Origin of the sequence: Blautia luti (assembly GCF_033096465.1) — a bacterium.
Classification (GTDB): domain Bacteria; phylum Bacillota; class Clostridia; order Lachnospirales; family Lachnospiraceae; genus Blautia_A; species Blautia_A luti.
On the sequence record NZ_AP028156.1, the window covers coordinates 617635 to 639567 of the forward strand.

The window sequence follows — 21933 nt, forward strand, 5'->3', positions numbered from 1 at the left end:
TTGGCATCTGGGAAGCTATCAACCTGCTGGAAGGCTACGGCAACGACAACCCTGGCGCAAAGTCTCAGGGTATGAAGCAGTTCATGGCTAATTAAAGGGAACAAAAAGAAAGGGAATGCACAATCCAGACGGTATCAGCGGCAGGCTACAAGAATAAATTGTGATTTCACAAGATTGGTGTTATAATAAGAGAAAAGTTCCTGCCGGGGCAACCGCCCCGGTGGTATGGATAGAAAGGCAGGAAAACAATATGCACATCAGCTATAAACCACTCTGGCACACACTGTTAGAGCGTGATATGAGAAAAGAGGATTTAAGGCTTGCTGCTGGTATGACAACAAATATGATTGCCAACATGAGCAAAGAGGGAAAGCACATCAGCATGGATACATTAGCCCGTATCTGTGAAACTCTGAATTGTGAGATTACTGATGTGATTGAGTTAGTACCAGACGAGCCTGCTTCCACAGGAGGTAAGGAACATGAGCGAATTGAAACCAAGAATAACGGAAAACGGAATTGATTATATCCTTGTCGGAGATTACTACATTCCAGGCTTGAAACTGCCGGAGGAACACCGCCCTATCGGAAAGTACGGACGAATGCACCGGGAATATTTAAGAGAAGTCCACCCAGCCAGATTGAATACATTGATACTGACCGGAGAATTGTTGACATATCTTGCAGACCTGAATGAACAGGCACAAAAACGGTTAGACACTATCATGGAGCAGATGAAAGCTACCGAGGGCGTGACAGAGGAATTGAAGTGTACCCGACAAATGGAATGGGTGCAGCGTTGCAATAACATTCACAACAGGGCAGAAGAAATTGTTTTGTATGAGATGATTTATTCATAACGGGAGCAATTAAATCGGAGGTATATAAGATGATTGAAATTGTATTTGGTGAAAGTGCCTGTGGAAGTTTGAAAATTGCCCAAACTTACGGCAAGGGAAAGTATAGAGGAAGTGCTGTTTCAATATTTATGAGGCACGAAGACGGGAGTGTTCCATCTTCAGATGAAATGAAAAAGGCACAGCTTCAAGCACAGGAACAAGAACGCATTGCTTGGGAGAATGCTATTCCATTGGGAGGCAAGAGCAGTGATGTTTATTGTTTTGATATGGCTCTTAGTGTGGGAGATATTTCTGATAATGGAATTGGCGAACAGCGGAAAAATATTTTCAAGAAAATGCTGTCTGTCTGCTTTGTAGAGGATTTAGATTATCAGGTTGAAGAAAAAATACAGAAAATTAAAACTACATTGACCTCAGTGATTGAACGATATGTAGCTGGGGAAGAAATTCGCATTTGGTATAGCTATAATCCAGATGAGCTTTGTGGTATGTATTGGCTTATGAAACAACTTCAACCATTAAACTGCCAGACAACAATTTATTTGGTTAAGTTACCTACATGGGAATATGGAAAAGAAAATACTATGACATCCAAAATAGCATGGGGCGAGGTCTCTCCTGGCGAATGGGGAAACTATATAACTCTACAAGAGAAAGCTAATCCTGTATTTCTTTCAGCTTGTACTATGAAATGGAATCAACTTCAAAATGAAAATGCACCTTTGCGTGCAATGTTAAATGGTAAATTGCAAAGCGTTTCAGAAGATATATATGATAGTTTCATTCTTCGTGAAATTGCGGAACAGCCAGAGCAATTCAAAATGGCTATTGTCATAGGTAATGTTTTAGGAAAATATCAACTTGGAATTAGTGATGTATGGATTTCCAATCGCATTGATAAAATGCTTGAAGATGGTGTGTTGGAAATTATACAGGACGCACCAAAGGGAGAAACAAATTATCGCCGAATATTAAGAAAACGAATGAAATAATAACCACAGCACAAACCGCTGCTACATGGAATCCAACAAACCATGCAACAGCGGTTTTCCTTTACCGTTTTTTCCTCTGGCTGATAGGCGTTCCCATTTTCTTTGATTTTTTGAGAATACGAATGAACCAGCGAAATTCTTCTTCTGACAGGTTTTTATAGTTGATACCAAGCTGCTTGCAGTAAAGGATAACCAGTTTTTCATCTCGACTGCCCTTGAAATTTTCGACCGCTTCCAGATTTTATTTCAGTTCATCGGCAACGGTAGTTTGGGGCGCACTCTCGCTGTCCTTTTTGTGGAATTCCCGAATATCCCGGATAATCAGGTTGAGGTCATCCAGAACCATGTGACTGAAATACTCATCATCACTGATATGTGCGGCTTGCAGCACCTTCAAATGCGGGTCATCTTCGCCGGGGCGATACCGTTCAATAATTTCATGCCGGACGGTATCAACAAGGGAGTTGAGATTTTGGATTTGCATGGTGGCAATCCCGTCCACATAAATCTCAATGTCCGCAAGAAACTTGATAAAGTCCTTATGGGTGGCAAGTTCGCAGAGCAGACGGTTGTTAATCCGACCGCTTTTCAGCAGTGCCACCATCTCATCGTTCAAATGCAGCTCCGTCAGTGGCGTGTTGATCTGCTCCCTGTTCTCTGTCCGGCACAGCAGATAATCGACGGAAACCCCATAGAAGTCTGCCAGCGTGATAAGGTTGCCATGATTGATTTCCTTATAATCCTCTTTTTCATAACTGCCAAGGGCTGATTTAGAAATGCCCGTCAGCTTTGATAGTTCTTCCAGATTTAAGCCTTTGTCTTTGCGGAGTTCCCAAAGGCGTTCCTGTATGCTTGTTGCAACTTTCATGGGCGCACGCTCCTTTCCGGTGGTTTTATTTCTGCCGTTTAACTGGATTATATCACACTTTCCGCAATCGTGGAAATTTCTGATTTTCCCCCTGATTCCTACTTTGTGGATATACGGCACAGGGCACAAAAATGTTCTATGATACAGGTAGTTCATCGATGGATTATTCCAATCGAATGACCAGCCTGTGTGGGATATGCTTCCCCGGCGATGTAGCGCCATGACTTTTGGCAGGGATATGGAGGAACCCTGACCGAAACGAGCGTACCAAAGGGAGCGATACGCCGCTGTGAGATTCAGGGGAGGAACGACACCGGGGAGAACTGGCGAACTGACACCGAAATGATACCGAAACACGACAATTTGATAGGGAGATAGTCTACCCTATCGCTGAGACTTCGGGAGATTTTAAGCGGCTCTATGGCTGTAATTTTGCCGAAAATCGCCCCGAAACCATACACGAAAACGGGAGGAAACGTAACATGCCGAGAATGAGCAAAAAGCGGAAGCATGAGCTTTCCTTTTACCTCAATGACCGGGGGCGTGTCACTTACAACGAATTATGCCGGAAATGCCAGCATGGGTGCAAGCAGAGCTTCCGGGCGGTTGTGATTGACTGCCCCCGTTATTTATCCAAACGAGCAAAGAAAAAGGAGGAACACACCGAATGAATTTTGAATTTATGACGATAGACACACCATTGCCGCCCTGTATGCCATTTCCCAGAGCGTTGACAGGATTTCCAGTCAGCAGCACCGCAAAGGTCATGTACTGCCGGATGTTGGACGCTATGCTTTTCAGAGGGCAGGCGGACGAGAACGGGATTCTTTTTGTCTGCTTCCCTATCACAGCCATTGCCGCAGTCCTGTCCCGCAGCCTCATGACGGTCAAGCGTTCTTTGAATGAACTGGAAACCGCCGGACTTATCATGCGGGTGCGTCAGGGCGTGGGAGAACCGAACAGGATTTATGTGCTGATACCGGGAAAGGAGGGCGCTACCCTTGCCTGATACCTCAAAGCTGGGAAAGCTCAACCGGGAGTTGGAGAAAAGCGAAAAGAAACTGCGGAAAGCCATCAATGATGAAAAGGCATTGCAGCACCAGTTGAAGCAGCTTACCCGAAAGGAACGGACGCACCGGCTCTGTACTCGTGGCGGTATGCTGGAAAGTTTTCTGCAAGAGCCGGAACGCCTGACGGACGATGATGTCATGCTGTTGCTGAAACTCATTTTTCACAGGCAGGACACGCAAGATATATTGAAAAAACTGCTGGAACGGGAGAAGCCGGAAACCCCTTAGTTTACTAAGGGCGCAATTATACACCACCCAGAGGTTGGTGCATTGCGTTCTCCGAAGGCTCCTCGCCGGAGGGCTGTGATTTTCCGCAGTCATGGTCTGCTCCAAATCATACAGGGGACGCTACACTTCCCCTGCGCTGGCTGCAGCCAGCTACCCTTTTGTGGACTTGCCATCTGGGGACACTTTGCGTTGCAAGTTGTTCCCAGCCGACAAGTTTCATAAAATACGCTATCTTTTCGATAGGCGATGAAGTATAATGAAGATGACAACAAATCGGAATTTGGCAAGGAGTTTTGATAGCATGAAAAAGAGATTTCTTAAAATTGTGATAGGGATTGTTTTAGTTTGCATTTTATTCGTTGGATTTCTTTATGCAAACAATAACATCGGTATGACTTCGACCAATTTGGAAACGGATATTCGTTCATCGCAGAAGATTAAAGATGATTGGACGCTCGATGGAAGCGTTTCTAACACGATGGCTGCTTATATTTCTTATTCTCAAGACATGAGCGACCACACTTTTTCCGTCTATGTCAATCGTCCAGGACTTTCCTTCGGATATTTTTTCCGTGGAGGTGGAACTCTTTCGGGGATTCAAAGAGGAATTGTGGAGTTTACTGTAGAGGGATATAATGAACGAGCATTTATTTCTATGAATCAACAGCAGGTGCAACAACTTGAAATAGATGATGGCAACACAATTCAAGTGGTTGATATTGACCGCAATAAACCTTTTGCGATTGTCTTGCCTATAAATGCGGGTAATATTACTTTTTATGATGTAAATAGAAATACTGTGGAATATTGGAATAATCCTCTTTGACAAATTCAAGTTTGGAGAATTGAGAAAATCGGAATTGACCGAGCTCTTTGAGCGAGGGATACTTCTTGTCCGAAGGGCAAGAAGGTGGGCGTAAAAAAGATTAGAACAATCGGGATTTGAGGAGGTGTTCATATGAAGAGAGCATTGCTTTTTATTTTCATGACGGTTTGTGTATTAGGAATGTCCGCCTGCAGCAGCAAAGACGCCATGCCAGAAACATCAGATTCTGCCAGCAATCCGGTTCAGAATACAGATATCAGTAATCTGAATGGAGGAAAAATCTGGTCTGAACAAGATATTGTGTCGATGTTCTCTCTTGTGCAAGAAACAGATTGGGAATACATAGACTGTGTTTTAATTCCAGATCATGCTAGTGACCGTGTTGGTGCAGTACTCTTCCGGAACGATAAGGAGCAAACAAGCAATGTTGCGTTCTTTGATGCAGACGGATACTTTCAACAGTATGGCACATATGCAAGAATGTCTGACGAACCTGATTTTCAGTATCTCGGAGGTGGTGCGGTAACATTTAGGCTGGAAACAGAAGATGGTATAATCTATAACTACACGATCACAATCTCGATCGATGACAGTAATGTGAATTTTAAAGCGGAAGATGATTTGCCAAAATAAATTCAAGTTTGTCAGCTTCACATCGGGTCAACTTGCCCCGAACTTTTACAATTAAATACCCGCCGCCCACATAGCGGCACACCGAGCAGGAAATCTGAAAAAGGTCTCCTGCTTTTTTCTGCCCAAAATGAGGTGGTAAAACGCCACCCCGTCCACCAATTAGCGAAAGGAGGGACACGAAATGCCCTGTCCACACAACGAAATCACGATTGTTCAGCGCAGCCAGCGGCAGTCTGCGGTTGCCGCCGCTGCTTACCAGAGTGGCGAAAAACTGTTCTGTGAATATGACCAGCAAGTGAAGCACTACCCGGAAAAGCGTGGTATCGTCCACAATGAAATCCTGCTCCCACCTAATGCCCCACAGGAATATGCAGACCGCAATACTTTGTGGAACGCCGCCGAAGCGGTGGAAAAACAATGGAACTCCCAGCTTGCAAGGCGGTGGGTGCTTACCATCCCCAGAGAGATACCGCCCGACCAGTATGCTGTCCTTGTCCGGGAGTTTTGCCAGAAGCAGTTTGTTTCCAAAGGCATGATTGCTGACTTTGCCATCCATGACCCCCATCCGCCGGGACACAATCCCCACGCCCATGTCCTGCTGACTATGAGGGCAATGGACGAACATGGGAAATGGCTTCCCAAGAGCCGCAAGGTTTATGACCTTGACGAGAATGGGGAACGGATAAAGCTGCCATCTGGCAGGTGGAAAAGCCACAAGGAGGATACGGTGGACTGGAACGACCAGAAATATTGTGAAATCTGGCGGCATGAATGGGAGGTCATCCAGAACCGCTATCTGGAAGCCAATGACCGCCCGGAGCGTGTGGACTTGCGTTCCTATGCCAGACAGGGGTTTGATATAGTCCCCACTGTCCATGAGGGAGCGGCTGTCCGGCAGATGGAAAAGCGTGGTATCCAGACGAATATCGGAAACCTGAACCGGGAAATCAGAGCCGCCAACCGCCTGATGAAGTCCATCCGGCAGCTTATCCACAACCTCAAAGGCTGGATTGCCGAGCTGGGAGAAAAACGGAAGGAGTTGCTTGCACAAAAAGCGGCGGAGGAAGCGACACTTCTTCCCAATCTGCTGATGAAGTATATGGAGATACGAAAGGAAGAACGGAAGGACTGGACAAGGGCTGGACAGAACCGGGGGACTTCACAGGACTTAAAGGCAGTCAGCGAAGCCCTGTCCTATCTCCGGCAAAAGGGGCTTTCCACTGTGGAGGACTTAGAAGCATTTCTGGAATCTTCCGGGAAATCAGCCGCAGATTACCGCAATCAGATGAAGCCAAAGGAAGCCCGCAGCAAAGTGATTGACGGGATTCTTGCCAGCCGGACAGACTGCAAGGAATGTAAGCCTGTCTATGAGAAGTACCAGAAGATATTTTTTAAGAAAACAAAGGAGAAATTCAAACAGGAACACCCGGAGGTTGCCCGGTATGCGAAAGCCGCCGCCTACCTTGCCAAGCACCCGGACGATAAGGACAGTACCCAAAAGGAGCTGCAAGAGGAGCAGGAAACGCTTCTGGAAGAAATTGCAGCCCTGAAAATACCGCTGACCGAGGTACAGGAGGATTTGAAGAAGCTGCGGGACATTCGCTACTGGGTACGGAAAGCCACACCCGGCACAGAGGAAAGCAAAGAGCCGCCCAAGAAGCAGCCCATCAAGGAAGTCTTGCAGGATAAGGCAGACGAGAAAAAAGCACAAAGAACCGCCCCGGCACAGGCGAAACACAGACGACAGGATATGGAACTTTAACAGGCACTTGCCATTTTCAATCAGAGAATGTCAGGTGTTTTTTTCTTTTTTCAAGGAGGGATAGATTTGAATGTATTTGAAGCTGTGAAGCAGTCCGTCACAACCAGACAGGCTGCGGAGCATTATGGAATCCATGTAGGGCGGAACGGGATGGCTTGCTGCCCGTTCCATCATGATAAAACCCCAAGCATGAAGCTGGATCGGCGTTACCACTGCTTCGGCTGCGGTGCGGATGGGGATGTGATTGATTTTGCCGCCGCCCTGTATGGGCTGGGAAAGAAAGAAGCCGCCGTACAGCTGGCACAGGACTTCGGGCTTTCCTATGAGGACTGGAAACCGCCGGGAAAAGCAAAAAAGCCCAAGCCCCGGCAGAAATCCCCGGAGGAACAGTTTCAGGAAGCAAAAAACCGCTGCTTCCGTATTCTTGCCGATTATCTTCACTTGCTTCGGGCATGGAGAAAGGATTATGCCCCGCACTCCCCGGAGGAAGCCTTTCATCCACGGTTTGTGGAAGCCTTACAGAAGCAAGACCAAGTGGAATATCTGCTGGATGTGCTGCTCTTTGGGGAGACAGAGGAAAAAGCGGCTTTGATTACGGACTACGGAAAGGATGTGATACAGCTTGAACAACGAATGGCAGAGCTTGCCGCCGCAAACGCAGCAAGAACTAAAAAACACCATGAACGCCATGCAGCCGCCCCAGAGCCTTGAGGAAATCAAGGCGGGGCTGGAAACTACCGAGAAAGGCGGTGTCCGTCAGAGCATACGGAACTGCCTGACCGTATTCCAGCGTGACCCGCTGCTTTCCGGGGCTATCGCATACAACATCCTGACCGACCGCAAGGACATCATAAAGCCCATCGGCTTCCACAGGGAAAGCACCGCCCTGAACGATACGGACATGAAGTATCTGCTTCTCTATCTGGAAGAAACCTATGGGCTTACCAATGAGAAAAAGATTGATAATGCCATCGGGATTGTGGCGAATGAAAACAAGTACCACCCCATCCGGGACTATCTCAATACCCTGGTGTGGGACGGGACAGAACGAATCCGCTTCTGTCTGCGGCACTTTCTGGGGGCTGACGCAGACGATTACACCTATGAAGCGTTGAAGCTGTTCCTGCTGGGTGCAATCTCACGAGCCTTTCAGCCGGGATGCAAATTTGAAATCATGCTCTGTCTGGTAGGCGGTCAGGGGGCTGGCAAGTCCACCTTCTTCCGTCTGCTGGCAGTCCGGGACGAGTGGTTCTCCGATGATTTGCGGAAGCTGGACGATGACAATGTGTACCGCAAGCTGCAAGGTCACTGGATTATCGAAATGTCGGAAATGATGGCAACCGCCAACGCCAAGAGCATTGAGGAAATCAAGTCATTTTTAAGCCGACAGAAAGAGGTTTACAAGATACCCTATGAAACCCACCCAGCAGACCGCCCCCGTCAGTGCGTGTTTGGCGGCACTTCCAATGCCCTTGACTTCCTGCCCCTTGACCGTTCCGGCAACCGCCGCTTTATCCCCGTCATGGTGTACCCGGAGCAAGCCGAGGTTCACATTTTGGAGGACGAAGCCGCTTCCAGAGCCTATATCGAGCAGATGTGGGCAGAAGCGATGGAAATTTACAGAAGCGGCAGGTTCAAGCTGGCTTTCAGCCCTGCCATGCAGCGGTATCTCAAAGAACACCAGCGGGATTTTATGCCGGAGGACACCAAAGCCGGGATGATACAGGCGTATCTTGATAAGTACACCGGGAGCATGGTCTGCTCCAAGCAGCTCTACAAGGAAGCTTTGAACCATGCCTTTGACGAGCCGAAGCAATGGGAAATACGGGAAATCAATGAGATTATGAACCAATGCATTGACCGCTGGCGGTACTTTCCGAATCCAAGAATGTTTTCCGAATACGGCAGACAAAAGGGCTGGGAGCGTGAAAACCCGGCAACGGACTCCGGCAACCCGTCTGAAAAAACGATGGACGGTTTTGTGGAGGTCACAGAACAGATGGAGCTTCCGTTCTGAAAATGGCAGCCCGTTGCACCCCCTGTTGCTATCCCGTTGCCGAGCCGGTTGCCGGGGAAAATCCCGAAACTATCGGCTTTTCTCCCCTATGACAACCAAAACAACAGAAAAATAAAAGAAAAGTATAAATAGTAACCATCGCCAGATTGAGATTGTTTGCAAGGTCTTTTGAAGCCCGTTGCCGGACTTCGTTGCCGACACCCTCTGTCTGGCTATTTTCATGTATGGAGGATAACTGCCTATGGCAAAAAACAAAACAGAAATTCATGTGACTACTGTATTTGACGGGGAGCTGGACGCCACCGATGTGTTCGTCAGCCTGATTTCCCAGAAATACAGCAAGACGAATACAAAAGAATATCTTGCTAAAAAGAAAGATATGAAGTATAATGAAGATGAGGTTCAAAAGAGCCAGATACCGTCTGGATTGTGTGGGTAAATGGCTATGATGAACGAAATGGAATACAGAACAATCGGTTCGGCACTTGCCGGGGGCTATCGTGCAGCGGTCTATTGCAGACTGTCAAAGGACGATGACCTGCAAGGCGAAAGTGCCAGTATCGCAAACCAGCGTGATATGCTGGAAAAATACTGCGAAAAGCAGGGATGGGAGGTTGTGGCAGTCTATCAGGACGATGGCTTCACAGGTCTTAATATGGAGCGTCCTGATTTACAGAGAATGTTGAGAGCCATTGAGCGCAGGCAAATCAACCTTGTCATCACGAAAGACCTCAGCCGACTGGGGCGTAACTATCTGCAAACCGGGCATTTGATTGAGGACTTTTTCCCAAGAAATGGTGTCCGCTATATCGCCATGAATGACGGTATCGACACCCTGCGGGATAACAACGATATTGCCCCGTTCAAGAATATCCTGAACGAGATGTACAGCAAGGATATTTCCAAGAAAGTCCATTCCTCTTATCTTCTGAAAGCGCAGAAAGGACAGTTTACCGGGTGTCTTGCCCCGTTCGGGTATCGGAAAGACCCGGAGGACAAAAACCATCTGCTCATTGACGAGGAAACCGCCCCGATTGTGCGGCTGATTTTCGGATATGCCCTAAACGGTCATGGTCCGAACTATATCCGCAGACGGCTGGAGGAAGAAAAAATCCCCTGCCCCACATGGTAGAACCGGGAACGGGGGCTTCGCAATACCCGCACCAAATGGGAAAAGAAAGACCCGGAAAACGGGCGGTATATGTGGGACTTCTCCGTTATCAAAGACCTTTTGATGAATCCCGTCTACACCGGGGCGATTGCTTCCCAGAAAAAGGACTACCGTTTCAAAATCGGCACGATTGGGGAAAAGAAGCCGGAGGACTGGATTGTGGTGGAGGGACAGCATGAACCGCTGATTGACCGCATGAGCTTTGACATTGTGCAGAACAAGCTGAAATCCCGCCAGCGTCCGGGGCAGACCAATGAAATCAGCCTGTTTGCCGGACTGATAAAATGCGGTGAGTGTGGGAAGTCACTGACGATACGCTACACAAACGCAAAACATCCCCAGCAGATTTACTCCTGCAAAACCTACAATGCCTTTGGAAAGAACCACTGCACCCAGCACCGGATTGATTATGACACCCTTTACAGCCATGTGCTGCGGAAAATCCGGGAATGTGCCAGAGCCGCCCTGATGGACGGGGAAGCGGTTGCCGACCGCTTGACCAATACCTGTGAAGCCGAGCAGCGGGAACAGCGGGAAGCAATGGAACGCTCCCTCACAAGGGACGAGGAACGGATTGAGGTTCTGGACAAAATGGTAATGCGGCTTTATGAGGATATGATTGCAGGGCGTATCAGTGAACAGAATTTCAACACCATGCTGGAAAAGACACAGACCGAGCAAGCGGAGCTTAAAGCAAAAGTGTCCGAGGGCAGAAAGCGGCTGTCCGATGAAGTCCAGCTTGCCAATGACGCAAAACAATGGGTGGAAGCCATTCAGGAATACGCCAATATCACAGAGCTGGACGCAGCCACCCTCAACCGCTTAATCAAAGAAATCGTCGTGCATGAGCGCATTGACGAAGATAAAACAAGACACATTTCTATCGAAATTCATTTTAATCTCAAACCCATCCCAGAGGTGGAACAGGTCACTGCCTGACCTGTCCCGCCGGGACGGTTCTCTTAAAAACACCATATAGATTTTTTGTACGCCGCCGCCCGCCATCGAGCAGAGTTTTACACCTAATTGGGGATAAAACAGCTGATGGCTGGCGGCGGCGTGGCACTGATCGGCACAAAAGAGCAGATCTTGCCAAATGTGCAAAGAGAAAAGATTTTGGGCTGGGATTTTATTTAACAACCGTAGCAAGAATTCCCTAACCTCTATAGGTGATGGGATGAATTGCACATTCGAGCATGTCTGCTCAAATTTATAAAAAATCACAAAAACACTTGTTCTGACACAATAAATATATTATAATAGAAAAAAGAACAATATGCTCTTGAAATTTGGAACTTGAAATTTGGACGGTCGAAATAAGCAATAAGTGAGTGTACATAATGAGTTTAGATAATAATTCTCATTCAGTGTTTTTGTTTGATTCTGGTTATGAAATATGGCAGAAAGATGCTGGACGATAAGATGTCAGAGAGAACAAAAGAAATCTTTGAAATATAGCACCTGTTGAAACAATCCATCAGTATATAGAGAGTCAGGGTGAGAAAGATAAACCGGGCAGTAAAAATAAGGATCTATCCAAATAAAAAACAGATAACCCAGATAGAGAAGACGATCGGCTGCAGTCGTTTTCTCTATAACCGGATGCTTGCGGATAAGATCCGTCATTATCAGGAAGAAAAAAAGATGCTGAAAAATACGCCGGTCGGATATAAAAAAGAATATCCATGGCTGAAAGAGGTAGATTCTCTTGCGCTGGCGAATGTACAGTTAAATCTGGAAGGGGCTTTCCGGAAATTTTTCCGGGAACCGGGAGTGGGATTTCCGCATTATAAATCAAAAAAACATTCGCGGAAATCCTATACAACGAATATGGTAAATGGGAATATCTGTCTGCAGGACAGGTTCCTGAAACTGCCAAAGATGCAGCTGGTAAAAATAAAACTCCACCGTATGATCCCGGAGGGATGGAAGCTGAAATCAGTGACTGTGAGCAGGGAACCGTCCGGAAAATATTTTGCCAGCCTGCTGTTCGACTGTGAAAACCAAACAGCGGAGAAAAGACAGGCGGAAAAATTCCTGGGGATGGATTTTGCCATGCATGGGATGTGTGTATTTTCTACCGGTGAAAGAGCCGGATATCCTATGTTTTACCGAAATGCAGAGAAAAAACTTGCCCGGGAACAGAGAAAACTTTCCAGATGTGAAAAGGGCAGCCGTAACTATCAGAAACAGAAGAAAAAGGTTGCTTTATATCACGAAAAGATAAAGAACCAGAGGAAGGATTTCCAGCATAAGCTCAGCCACAGCCTTGCAGAAGACTATGACGCAGTATGTGTGGAGGATCTGAACCTGAAGGGGATAGCCGGAGGCCTGCATTTCGGAAAAGGGATACAGGATAACGGATACGGTCAGTTCCTTTCCATGCTTAGATATAAGCTGGAAGAACGTGGAAAATATCTGATAAAAGTAGACAGATATTTTGCATCCAGTAAGATATGCAGCGTATGCGGAAATAAGAAGAAAGAGCTGGCATTATCAGAACGGATATACCTATGCGAATGTGGAAACCGGATGGACCGGGATGTGAATGCGGCGGTCAATATTCTGAAAGAAGGAAAAAGAATATATAAAAAATGTGCATAATAGCACAGAAAAGATCCGTAACCGGATAAAAAAGAACCGCGGGACACGCGAGGATAGCCTGTTTTAGCTTTGCCCTGAAGGGCAATTGAGCAGGAAGCTCCCACTTCAAAATCTGTAAGATTTAAGTGGCGAGAGCATGTCACATGAAGAATGAGAGGCAGAACCGAGATATTAATCTTTGACATTCCCCTATCTTTTTGATACTATAGAATCAGTAAAAAATCTGCAGACCTCCCATGGGAGAAATCCTATGGGAGGTTTTTGTAACGGAGTGAGGTGTACAATGAAAAAAGAAAACAATTCCACACGTAACCATAACAGGGGGAGCTTTTCAGGCAGGATTGGTTATGTACTGGCGGTAGCGGGATCAGCAGTAGGACTGGGAAATATCTGGAGATTTCCGTATCTTGCGGCGAAGTATGGCGGGGGTATTTTCCTGCTGATCTACATTCTATTGACGGCATCATTTGGTTATGTACTGATCATGTCAGAGACAGCACTGGGACGAATGACCAGAAAGAGTCCGGTAGGTGCATTTGCACATTTTGGGGAAACGAAGCCGTTTAAAATCGGCGGATGGCTGAATGCAGTCATTCCAATGTTGATCGTGCCTTATTACAGCACCATTGGTGGCTGGGTAATTAAGTACCTTGTAGAATATTTCAAAGGTAATGTTCAGGCAGTAGCGGAAGATGGATACTTTGGAAGCTTTATCGCAGATTCCTGGCAGGTAGAACTCTGGTTTCTGGTGTTTGCGGCACTTGTATTTATCATTATTCTCGGCGGCGTACAGAACGGTGTAGAGCGAATGTCAAAGATTATGATGCCGGTTCTGGTTGTTCTGGCGATCGTGGTTACCATTTATTCTGTTACCCGTCCGGGTGCAATCGAGGGTGTAAAATATTTTCTGATTCCGAATGTGAAGAATTTCTCCTGGATGACAGTCGTAGCAGCGATGGGACAGATGTTCTATTCTCTGTCTATCGCAATGGGAATCCTGTATACCTATGGCTCTTATGTGCATAAAGACATGGATATCGAGAGATCCACAACCCAGGTTGAGATCTTCGATACAGGCATCGCAATCCTTGCAGGTCTGATGATTATTCCGGCAGTATTTGCATTTTCCGGTGGAAATCCTGAGACACTTCAGGCAGGTCCGTCCCTGATGTTTATTACGCTGCCAAAAGTATTCGCAAGCATGGGATTTGGTACTGCAACAGGAAGCGTATTCTTTGTGCTTGTATTACTTGCAGCCCTGACCAGCGCTGTTTCCCTGATGGAAACCAGTGTTTCCACATTTATGGACGAGCTTCACTGGAGCCGTAAGAAATGCTGCGGTTTGATGGTTGTGATCATGTTTGCATTCGGAACAGCATCTTCCATGGGATATGGACTTCTGGATTTCATCCGTATCTTCGGAATGAACTTCCTTGATTTCTTTGATTTTATGACAAACTCAGTAATGATGCCATTGGCAGCACTTGCGACTTGTATTCTTGTGCTCAAAGTGGTTGGAATTGATGGAATGACAAAGGAAATCGAACAGTCTTCTCCATTCCGCAGAAAGAAACTGTACAGAGTATTTATTAAATACTTTGCTTCAATTTGTCTGATCATTATCCTGTTGAGCTCTATTGCGAACGTGCTGGGAATTATCAGTATGTAAAGAATATTTTAGAAATATCAAATGCCTCTTGTGGGACTGAAAAAGTCCTGCCAGAGGCTTTTCTTTTACAGTTTATGAAGTACAGTGAAACAATTCGTGAAATGACATTTTTGGGGGAGCTGTATTGAGTTATGCTAGAATAATAAGAAAAAGTTACAGTCATCCTGAATACACATCCGGAAATGGAATTCGTACAGCTTCAGATTAATTATGCAGACTGGGAAAACCCGGCAATTCAGTCCAGAGGGTGTTATGAAGTAGCACGTAAGCACGGCAAACCGGTTGTAATTATGGAGCCTGTAAAAGGTGGAATGCTTGCAACTCCTCCAAAGAGCGTAGAAGAGATTCTGAAGGGAGCAGAGCCGGAATCTTCCGCAGCATCCTGGGCAGTTCGCTTCACTGCAAACCTGGAAGGCGTGATTACAGTTCTGTCCGGTATGAGCAATGTAGAGCAGATGCAGGACAATCTTTCTTATATGAAAGACTTCAACGGTCTGACAGAGAAAGAGCAGGAAACCCTGAACAAAGCACATCAAGATCAGAGATGAGCTGGAGAAAGTTGCTACAGAACTTCTTGGAAAATAACATATAATTATGAGTTGTATGAAGCCTCTTGGACGAATTTCAGGGGGCTTTTAAAATAGGGGGATGGGGCAGTTGGTGAATACATGTTTGACATTTTTCGTCAAGGTGTTAAAATATTTCTAAATAATTTGACTCTCAAATGAAATCAATAAGAGTTACAATTGACTGTCAAAGATAAATATTTAACCGAATCAAGTAAGTCCCCTGCTTCAATTACGAAAAGCAATAAGCAGTGAGTGGGGACTTGCTTGTATCAGGAGGAGTGCAAACTCCTTCTGATAAACTGCGGAGCAGTTATTCGGTTATGAGCAAGTAGCGAAGCGGATTGCGAATATCCGCTTGATCCAAGTTAAGTAAGCCCTCTGTCTCAATTGCCAAAAGTAATAAATGGTGGACAGGGACAGGAAACTATATTAAGACATTAAGAAAAAGACGAAAGTGAGAAAAGCTATGGAAAATAACAAAAAGAAAGGATTCGGCATGGTCCTCGAAGGCGGTGGCATGCGCGGCCTGTACACAGCCGGAGTTCTGGATGAGCTGATGGAGCAGGGAATTTACGCAGATTCTACAGTAGGCGTTTCCGCAGGTGCAGTTTTCGGATGCAACTACAAGTCCCGCCAGATCGGACGAACTTTGCGCTACAACACCAGATTCTGCAAAGATGAAAGATACATGGGCTTAAAATGCTGGCTCAAAACCGGTGACGTATACAGCAGAGATTTCGCATACGGAGAGGTACCGTGGAAACTGGATGTTTTTGACACGGAAACCTACGCGAAATCACCGATGAAGTTCACCGTCGTATGCACAGATCTCGAAAACGGCAAACCTGTATACCATGAATGCCGCAAAGGTGACAAAGCGGATGTAGAATGGATGCGTGCTTCCGCATCGATTCCGCTGGCAGCCGTACCGGTAAAACTGGATGGGAAATTATATCTGGACGGCGGTATCTCAGACTCCATCCCAGTAAACTGGATGCTCGCACAGGGCTACGAGAAAAACGTAGTAATCTGCACCCGTCATCTGGGATACAGAAAAGAGCACAATAAAATGATGCCTCTGATCCGCCTGAAATTCCGCGACTATCCGGCGCTTGTAAAAACCATGGATGAACGCCATATTCAGTACAACCGAATGCTGGATAAGATCGCATATCTGGAAAAGGAAGGCAGGATCCATGTCATCCGCCCGGACAGGGATATCAGTGCAAAAGTCATCGAACGTGATCCGGCTGAACTGAAAAAGATTTATGATGTTGGCCGAAAAGTGATGAAAGCAGATATGGAGAAACTGAAAGCATATCTGGAAAAATAAACAGATATCTTGCCGAAACGCATTGCATTCATCTACATTTTCCTTTATAATGTAACGTATCATTGTATTAATAAACTAAAGGGGAAAAGGAGTAGAGAAATGAAGAAATTTTGGGAAAAATGGACCGGGATCGCTCTTGTGAAGCGAATTCTGGTAGGCCTTATTCTGGGTGCGATCCTGGGTGTGGCCGTTCCACAGGCTACGGGCATCTCCATTCTGGGTGATGTATTTGTAAGCGCCTTGAAGGCGATCGCGCCGTTACTGGTATTCTTTCTGGTTATAAGTTCACTATGTAATGCAGGGAAATCACATGGAGGAGTTATTAAGACGGTCATTATCCTGTATATGTTCAGTACAGTACTGGCAGCAGTGATCGCAGTATTCGCCAGCATGATTTTCCCGGTAGAGATGACACTGGCAAATGCCGTAACAGACACTACAGCACCTCAGGGAATTGCAGAGGTACTTAATAACCTTCTGCTGAACGTAGTTGCCAACCCAGTATCTTCTTTGGTAAATGCCAACTATGTGGGAATCCTTATGTGGGCAGTTCTGCTTGGACTTGGTTTCCGTGCAGCAGATAAGATGACGAAAAAAGTTCTGGCTGATGTTGCAGACGGTATTTCCACAGTAGTAACATGGATCATTAACCTGGCACCTGTAGGAATCTTTGGCTTGGTATTTAATACAGTATCTACCAATGGCCTGGACATCTTTACTACATATGGAAAACTTCTTGTTTTACTGGTAGGCTGTATGCTGTTCATCTATTTTGTGACCAACCCGCTTCTGGTTTACTGGTGTATCCGCCAGAATCCATATCCGCTGATCTTCCACTGCCTGAAGAAAAGTGCGATCACAGCTTTCTTCACCAGAAGTTCAGCTGCGAATATTCCTGTAAATATGAAAGTCTGTGAAGAGATGGGACTGGATAGAGATACTTATTCTGTAACCATTCCTCTGGGTGCAACTATTAATATGGACGGCGCAGCTATCACGATCACAGTTATGACTATGGCTACAGCATTTACACTTGGTATCCACGTAGATATTCCTACAGCGATCATCCTCAGCCTTCTGGCTGCATTGTCTGCATGCGGAGCTTCCGGTGTGGCAGGTGGATCACTTCTGCTGATCCCGATGGCATGTTCTCTGTTTGGTATTTCTGATGATATTTCCATGCAGGTTGTTGCTGTTGGATTTATTATCGGAGTAATTCAGGACTCTGTAGAGACTGCATTAAACTCTTCTTCAGACCTTCTGTTATCTGCATCTGCTGAGTTCAGACAGTGGAGACTGGAAGGAAAGGAAATTAAACTCAAATAAAATATCCTCAGACGGCTGCCTGTTTTCGGGCAGCTGTTTCTTATGTTATAGAAAATTATTTCGTAATATTCCTATGATATAAGAAAGTCTTCCGGGCAGGATTGCACTGCTGTGGAGAGGATTATGTCGCTGAAGCGACCCGACGCAGGCGAAGAATCCTGCAAGGGTGTAATGGAAGGTAAAAACTATAGATTTTTTGCAACAATATGTGTATAATGAATCGAACTGTATAAAAATAAAGGGAAAAGAGAGGAAGAAGAGAGTGGAAAAAAGAATCATTCAGGTAGAAGAAAAAGTACCTGCCAAACTGTTGGTTCCGCTTAGTATCCAGCATATGTTTGCCATGTTCGGCGCGTCTGTTCTGGTTCCGTTTATGTTCGGGATCAATCCGGCCATCGTACTGCTGATGAACGGTGTGGGAACTTTATTGTTTATTTTTATTACGAAAGGAAAGGCACCGGCTTACCTTGGCTCAAGTTTCGCGTTTTTGTCACCTGGAATCCTGGTTATGACGAAATTCGGATATCAGTATGCACTGGGCGGATTTGTAATTCTTGGTATTGCAGGTATGATCCTGGCTCTGATCATTGGAAAATGTGGAACGAAATGGATTGATATCGTGCTTCCTACAGCAGCAATGGGACCTGTAGTTGCACTGATCGGTCTGGAACTGGCCGGAAGTGCTGCAAGTACAGCTGGTCTTCTGGACGATAAGATAGATATGAAGAATGTGATCGTATTTCTGGTAACGCTGGGAGTTGCTGTATTTGGTCAGATTTTGTTCCGTGGATTTTTATCAGTAATTCCGATCCTGATCGCCATCATTGCAGGATATGTGGCAGCAGTTCTCTGCGGTATTCTGGATTTCACTGCTGTAAAAGAGGCAGCATTTTTTGCACTGCCGAATTTCCAGCATCCGAAATTCAATCTGGAAGCGATCCTGACTATTTTTCCGGCACTTCTGCTGGTTACTTCCGAACATATCGGACATCAGATCGTAACCAGTAAGATCGTAGGAAAAGACCTGCTGAAAGATCCGGGATTACATCGATCTCTGTTTGCAGATTTCTTCTCTACAACACTGTCTGCATGTATGGGTTCCGTTCCGACCACCACTTATGGCGAAAATATCGGTGTTATGGCTATGACAAAGGTATACAGTGTGCAGGTAATCGGAGGCGCGGCAGTTCTTTCTATCTGTTGTTCTTTCCTTGGAAAGCTGGCAGCACTGATCAATACTATTCCGGGACCTGTGATTGGAGGAATTTCATTCCTGCTTTATGGAATGATCGGTACATCAGGACTTCGTATGCTGGTAGACAACAAAGTAGATTACAGCAAATCCAGAAATCTTACGCTGACATCTGTTGTGTTTATCGTAGGTCTTTCCGGAATCGCCCTGAACCTGGGAAATGTAAAACTGACAGGTATGGTTCTGGCATGTGTAGTTGGTATGGCATTGAGCCTGGTATTCTATATCCTGGACAAACTTCATTTGACAAATGATCAGTGATGATCAGGTGGACTTTGCAGTTGAGCTAAAAATCAATAAAAAGCTGTTATGCCGTAACAAGGCATCGGTTGGATGAAAAGAGGAAACCTTCGGGCGAAATGCCTGGAGGTTTTTTTGAACCAATTTTTATGTATAACAGTATAAAACAGTTGACAACAGTTATATACTGTTATATACTGTTATACAGATGGAGGAGACACATATGCATATAATTATCAATAATTCATCCATGGTACCTATTTATGAACAGATTATGGATCAGATAAAAACTGCCATTATAAAGGGAGAGCTACATCCAGACACCGTGTTACCGTCTGTCCGCAGTCTGTCAAAGGAGCTGAAGATCAGTGCTCTGACAGTCAAGAAAGCCTATGATAATCTGGAAGAAGAGGGATTTACCGTAACTGTTCATGGAAAAGGAACCTACGTTGCAGCTACAAATAGAGACCTGATGAGAGAAGAACAGCTTAAGGAAGTGGAGAGTGACCTGGAACAGGCAGTTTCAAAGGGAAGAAGATTTGGGCTGAACGATAAGGAAATCAGAGATCTTTTTGAAATGATCATGGAGGACTAAGACATGTTGAAAATCAGTCATTTGCAGAAACATTACAGAGGTTTTTCGCTGGACTGTTCTATGGAAGTACAGCCTGGGATGATTACAGGACTTATTGGAAGAAATGGTTCCGGGAAATCCACAACATTTAAAGCTTTGCTCGGCTTGATTCATCCGGATGGCGGAGAGATAGAGGTCTTTGGGAAAAAGGCAGAAGAGCTTAAGCCGGAGGATAAGCAGAAACTGGGAGTTGTTTTTGCAGATTCAGGCTTCAGTATGTATCTGACAGCAGCGGGCGTGGCCAATATTATGAAAAGCATATATCCGGATTTTGACAGAGAGAAATTCCTGCAGCAGTGCAGAAGATTCAATCTGCCCACAGACAAGAAAATCAAAGAATTTTCCACTGGTATGAAAGCAAAGTTTAAAGTACTGGCAGCATTAAGCCATAAGGCAGAACTGCTGATTCTGGATGAGCCCACAGTTGGTCTGGATGTGATCGCCAGGGATGAGGTGCTGAACATGCTGAGAGAATATATGGAAGAAAATGAAAGCAGTTCTATTCTGATCAGTTCCCATATTTCATCAGATCTGGAGAGTCTTTGTGACGATTTTTATATGATCCATGCCGGAAAAATTATTCTTCATGAGGATACAGATGTACTGCTGTCAGATTATGCAGTTCTTAAAGTTTCAGAAGAAGAGTACGAAAAACTGGATCAGCAATACCTTATTAAGATCCGGAAAGAGGCTTATGGATACAGGTGTCTGACAAACCAGAAACAATTTTATATGGAAAATTATCCGGATGTTGTAATTGAGAATGGAAAGATTGATGATCTGGTAGTGATGATGGAGGAACAGGTATGAAGGGATTATTTGTAAAGGATATAGAACTGATGAAACAGCAGAAACAGTTTTTTATCCTGGTTGTTGTAATGGAAGTCATCCTGAATCTGGCAGGAAGCGGGAGTGTCAGTTTTGCTACAGGATATTTTACGTTTGTCACAGCAATTTTTGCCATTACGACTATAAGTTATGATGAGTTTGATAATGGTCTTGCATTTCTTATGACCTTGCCGGTTACCAGAAAACAATATGTGGCAGAGAAATATCTGCTGGGAGCAGGGCTTACGGCTGCAGCGTGGGGAATTACAACGATAACGGGAGTGATCTGCAAAGGCGTGGCAGAGCTTCAGGGGGACCTGAGTGAGACTATCATCGACAGCCTGATATACATTCCACTGGCACTTCTTATGTTGACGGCATCACTCCCGCTTGTAATACATTTTGGAGCGGAAAAAGGACGTTATATTGCAATGGTCATGTGGGCTATTATAATTGCCGTAGTTTATAGTCTGATAAAAACAATTGGACTTTCAGCAGACGCAGTCGATGCATGGCTGAATGGACTGAACCGGGGAATGGTATTGGCCGGAGCTGTATTGTTTACAGTAATTGTATATATGGGATCTTATTGGGGTAGTGTACGGCTTATGGAGAAGAAAGAATTTTGATGTGTCTCGAATATAGTTGTAATTATAAATGCAGTGTGCTAAAATTATATCAGCGTAATTGAATAGCTGTTAAGTGAACATTATCATATGCAGATTCTGTGTATGATAATGTGAGAGGGAATCAGGTGAAATGCCTGAACGGTTGCGGCCACTGTATACAGAAAAAAGCGGGATTGTAATATGTCATTGCATAAATATGTGAGAAGGCGGAATCCGGCTGCCAGAGAGTATCTGGAAATATTTCTGATACAACATTCATGAACTGCTGAAGCATGGATGTTGTATCAGTTTTTATTTTGTGGAAACTTTCTGTGATCTGTGAGTCAGGAAACCTGCCTGACAGTGTAAAGAAGGAGCTTCCGTAAAAAGTATCCGTTATTTTTATCACTTCTATTTTACTTTTTCTGAAGTTCCATCTTTTC

The 21933-nt window shown here is 45.3% G+C and carries 22 protein-coding genes, 2 pseudogenes and 1 riboswitch; of the genes and pseudogenes, 23 read left to right on the top strand and 1 reads right to left on the bottom strand.

Features of this window, described 5'->3' with window-relative positions; all coding sequences use genetic code 11:
* Positions 1 to 17: 17 nt before the first annotated feature.
* The 4 genes from R8695_RS17635 to R8695_RS02900 all read left to right on the top strand — a co-directional run bounded on the left by R8695_RS17635 (position 18) and on the right by R8695_RS02900 (position 1852).
* Positions 18 to 95, top strand: coding sequence for a Maff2 family mobile element protein (locus tag R8695_RS17635; protein ID WP_317676269.1), 78 nt, complete (start codon positions 18 to 20; stop codon positions 93 to 95).
* Positions 96 to 250: 155 nt separating this feature from the next.
* Positions 251 to 523 carry a helix-turn-helix domain-containing protein gene (locus tag R8695_RS02890; protein ID WP_002593556.1) on the top strand — a complete coding sequence of 91 codons (273 nt, stop codon included), beginning with the start codon at positions 251 to 253 and terminating at the stop codon, positions 521 to 523.
* On the top strand, positions 483 to 860 hold the full coding sequence (locus tag R8695_RS02895) for a TnpV protein (RefSeq protein ID WP_005335912.1): 378 nt from the start codon (positions 483 to 485) through the stop codon (positions 858 to 860). The genes R8695_RS02890 and R8695_RS02895 overlap by 41 nt, the downstream gene beginning before the upstream one ends.
* A 29-nt stretch (positions 861 to 889) precedes the next feature.
* Positions 890 to 1852 carry a DUF3658 domain-containing protein gene (locus R8695_RS02900; protein WP_005335911.1) on the top strand — a complete coding sequence of 321 codons (963 nt, stop codon included), beginning with the start codon at positions 890 to 892 and terminating at the stop codon, positions 1850 to 1852.
* A gap of 61 nt (positions 1853 to 1913) precedes the next feature.
* On the opposite strand, the pseudogene R8695_RS02905 reads toward R8695_RS02900, so the two are convergent.
* Positions 1914 to 2720 (bottom strand): annotated as a pseudogene (locus tag R8695_RS02905) (helix-turn-helix domain-containing protein).
* Between the two features lie 482 nt (positions 2721 to 3202).
* On the opposite strand from R8695_RS02905, the gene R8695_RS02910 reads away from it, so the two are divergent.
* The 19 genes and pseudogenes from R8695_RS02910 to R8695_RS03000 all read left to right on the top strand — a co-directional run bounded on the left by R8695_RS02910 (position 3203) and on the right by R8695_RS03000 (position 21511).
* Positions 3203 to 3391, top strand: a complete 189-nt coding sequence (locus tag R8695_RS02910) for a hypothetical protein (RefSeq protein ID WP_002304353.1) — start codon at positions 3203 to 3205, stop codon at positions 3389 to 3391.
* Positions 3388 to 3729: a DeoR family transcriptional regulator gene (locus tag R8695_RS02915; RefSeq protein ID WP_005335900.1), complete on the top strand. Its 342-nt coding sequence runs from the start codon at positions 3388 to 3390 to the stop codon at positions 3727 to 3729. Before R8695_RS02910 ends, R8695_RS02915 begins: the two co-directional genes overlap by 4 nt.
* Positions 3722 to 4018, top strand: coding sequence for a DUF3847 domain-containing protein (locus R8695_RS02920; protein ID WP_005335898.1), 297 nt, complete (start codon positions 3722 to 3724; stop codon positions 4016 to 4018). Before R8695_RS02915 ends, R8695_RS02920 begins: the two co-directional genes overlap by 8 nt.
* Before the next feature lie 301 nt (positions 4019 to 4319).
* Entirely contained in the window at positions 4320 to 4844 is a 525-nt protein-coding gene (locus R8695_RS02925) for a hypothetical protein (RefSeq protein ID WP_009256571.1), read from the top strand.
* Positions 4845 to 4976: 132 nt separating this feature from the next.
* Positions 4977 to 5477, top strand: a complete 501-nt coding sequence (locus tag R8695_RS02930) for a hypothetical protein (RefSeq protein ID WP_004798083.1) — start codon at positions 4977 to 4979, stop codon at positions 5475 to 5477.
* A gap of 181 nt (positions 5478 to 5658) precedes the next feature.
* Complete coding sequence (gene mobQ, locus R8695_RS02935; protein WP_154780948.1) at positions 5659 to 7239, top strand: MobQ family relaxase; 1581 nt, start codon at positions 5659 to 5661, stop codon at positions 7237 to 7239.
* A 66-nt stretch (positions 7240 to 7305) separates the two neighbouring features.
* The gene (locus R8695_RS02940) at positions 7306 to 7950 is read left to right on the top strand and encodes a CHC2 zinc finger domain-containing protein (RefSeq protein ID WP_154780947.1); all 645 of its coding nucleotides are present in this window, start codon (positions 7306 to 7308) and stop codon (positions 7948 to 7950) included.
* Positions 7919 to 9256: a virulence-associated E family protein gene (locus R8695_RS02945; RefSeq protein WP_154780958.1), complete on the top strand. Its 1338-nt coding sequence runs from the start codon at positions 7919 to 7921 to the stop codon at positions 9254 to 9256. The genes R8695_RS02940 and R8695_RS02945 overlap by 32 nt, the downstream gene beginning before the upstream one ends.
* Positions 9257 to 9497: 241 nt before the next feature.
* Entirely contained in the window at positions 9498 to 9695 is a 198-nt protein-coding gene (locus tag R8695_RS02950; RefSeq protein ID WP_009256568.1) for a hypothetical protein, read from the top strand.
* A pseudogene (locus R8695_RS02955) lies at positions 9696 to 11366 on the top strand (recombinase family protein). It abuts the gene before it with no gap.
* Positions 11367 to 11924: 558 nt separating this feature from the next.
* Entirely contained in the window at positions 11925 to 13031 is a 1107-nt protein-coding gene (locus R8695_RS02960; RefSeq protein WP_331669655.1) for an RNA-guided endonuclease TnpB family protein, read from the top strand.
* A 283-nt stretch (positions 13032 to 13314) separates the two neighbouring features.
* Positions 13315 to 14700, top strand: a complete 1386-nt coding sequence (locus R8695_RS02965; protein WP_118510984.1) for a sodium-dependent transporter — start codon at positions 13315 to 13317, stop codon at positions 14698 to 14700.
* A gap of 164 nt (positions 14701 to 14864) precedes the next feature.
* Positions 14865 to 15248, top strand: coding sequence for an aldo/keto reductase (locus tag R8695_RS02970; protein WP_331669669.1), 384 nt, complete (start codon positions 14865 to 14867; stop codon positions 15246 to 15248).
* A 487-nt stretch (positions 15249 to 15735) separates the two neighbouring features.
* Positions 15736 to 16602, top strand: a complete 867-nt coding sequence (locus tag R8695_RS02975; protein WP_205730807.1) for a patatin-like phospholipase family protein — start codon at positions 15736 to 15738, stop codon at positions 16600 to 16602.
* Positions 16603 to 16701: 99 nt separating this feature from the next.
* A complete protein-coding gene (gene sstT / locus R8695_RS02980) occupies positions 16702 to 17928 on the top strand; it encodes a serine/threonine transporter SstT (RefSeq protein WP_118510922.1) in 1227 nt (408 codons plus the stop codon).
* Positions 17929 to 18190: 262 nt separating this feature from the next.
* Entirely contained in the window at positions 18191 to 19441 is a 1251-nt protein-coding gene (gene uraA, locus R8695_RS02985) for a uracil permease (RefSeq protein WP_167829783.1), read from the top strand.
* 202 nt (positions 19442 to 19643) lie between these two features.
* On the top strand, positions 19644 to 20015 hold the full coding sequence (locus tag R8695_RS02990; protein ID WP_118510919.1) for a GntR family transcriptional regulator: 372 nt from the start codon (positions 19644 to 19646) through the stop codon (positions 20013 to 20015).
* Positions 20016 to 20018: 3 nt separating this feature from the next.
* Positions 20019 to 20864, top strand: a complete 846-nt coding sequence (locus R8695_RS02995; RefSeq protein WP_008705926.1) for an ABC transporter ATP-binding protein — start codon at positions 20019 to 20021, stop codon at positions 20862 to 20864.
* Positions 20861 to 21511, top strand: coding sequence for an ABC-2 transporter permease (locus R8695_RS03000; protein ID WP_154780946.1), 651 nt, complete (start codon positions 20861 to 20863; stop codon positions 21509 to 21511). The genes R8695_RS02995 and R8695_RS03000 overlap by 4 nt, the downstream gene beginning before the upstream one ends.
* Positions 21512 to 21591: 80 nt before the next feature.
* Positions 21592 to 21865: riboswitch (cobalamin riboswitch) on the top strand.
* Positions 21866 to 21933 lie beyond the last annotated feature (68 nt).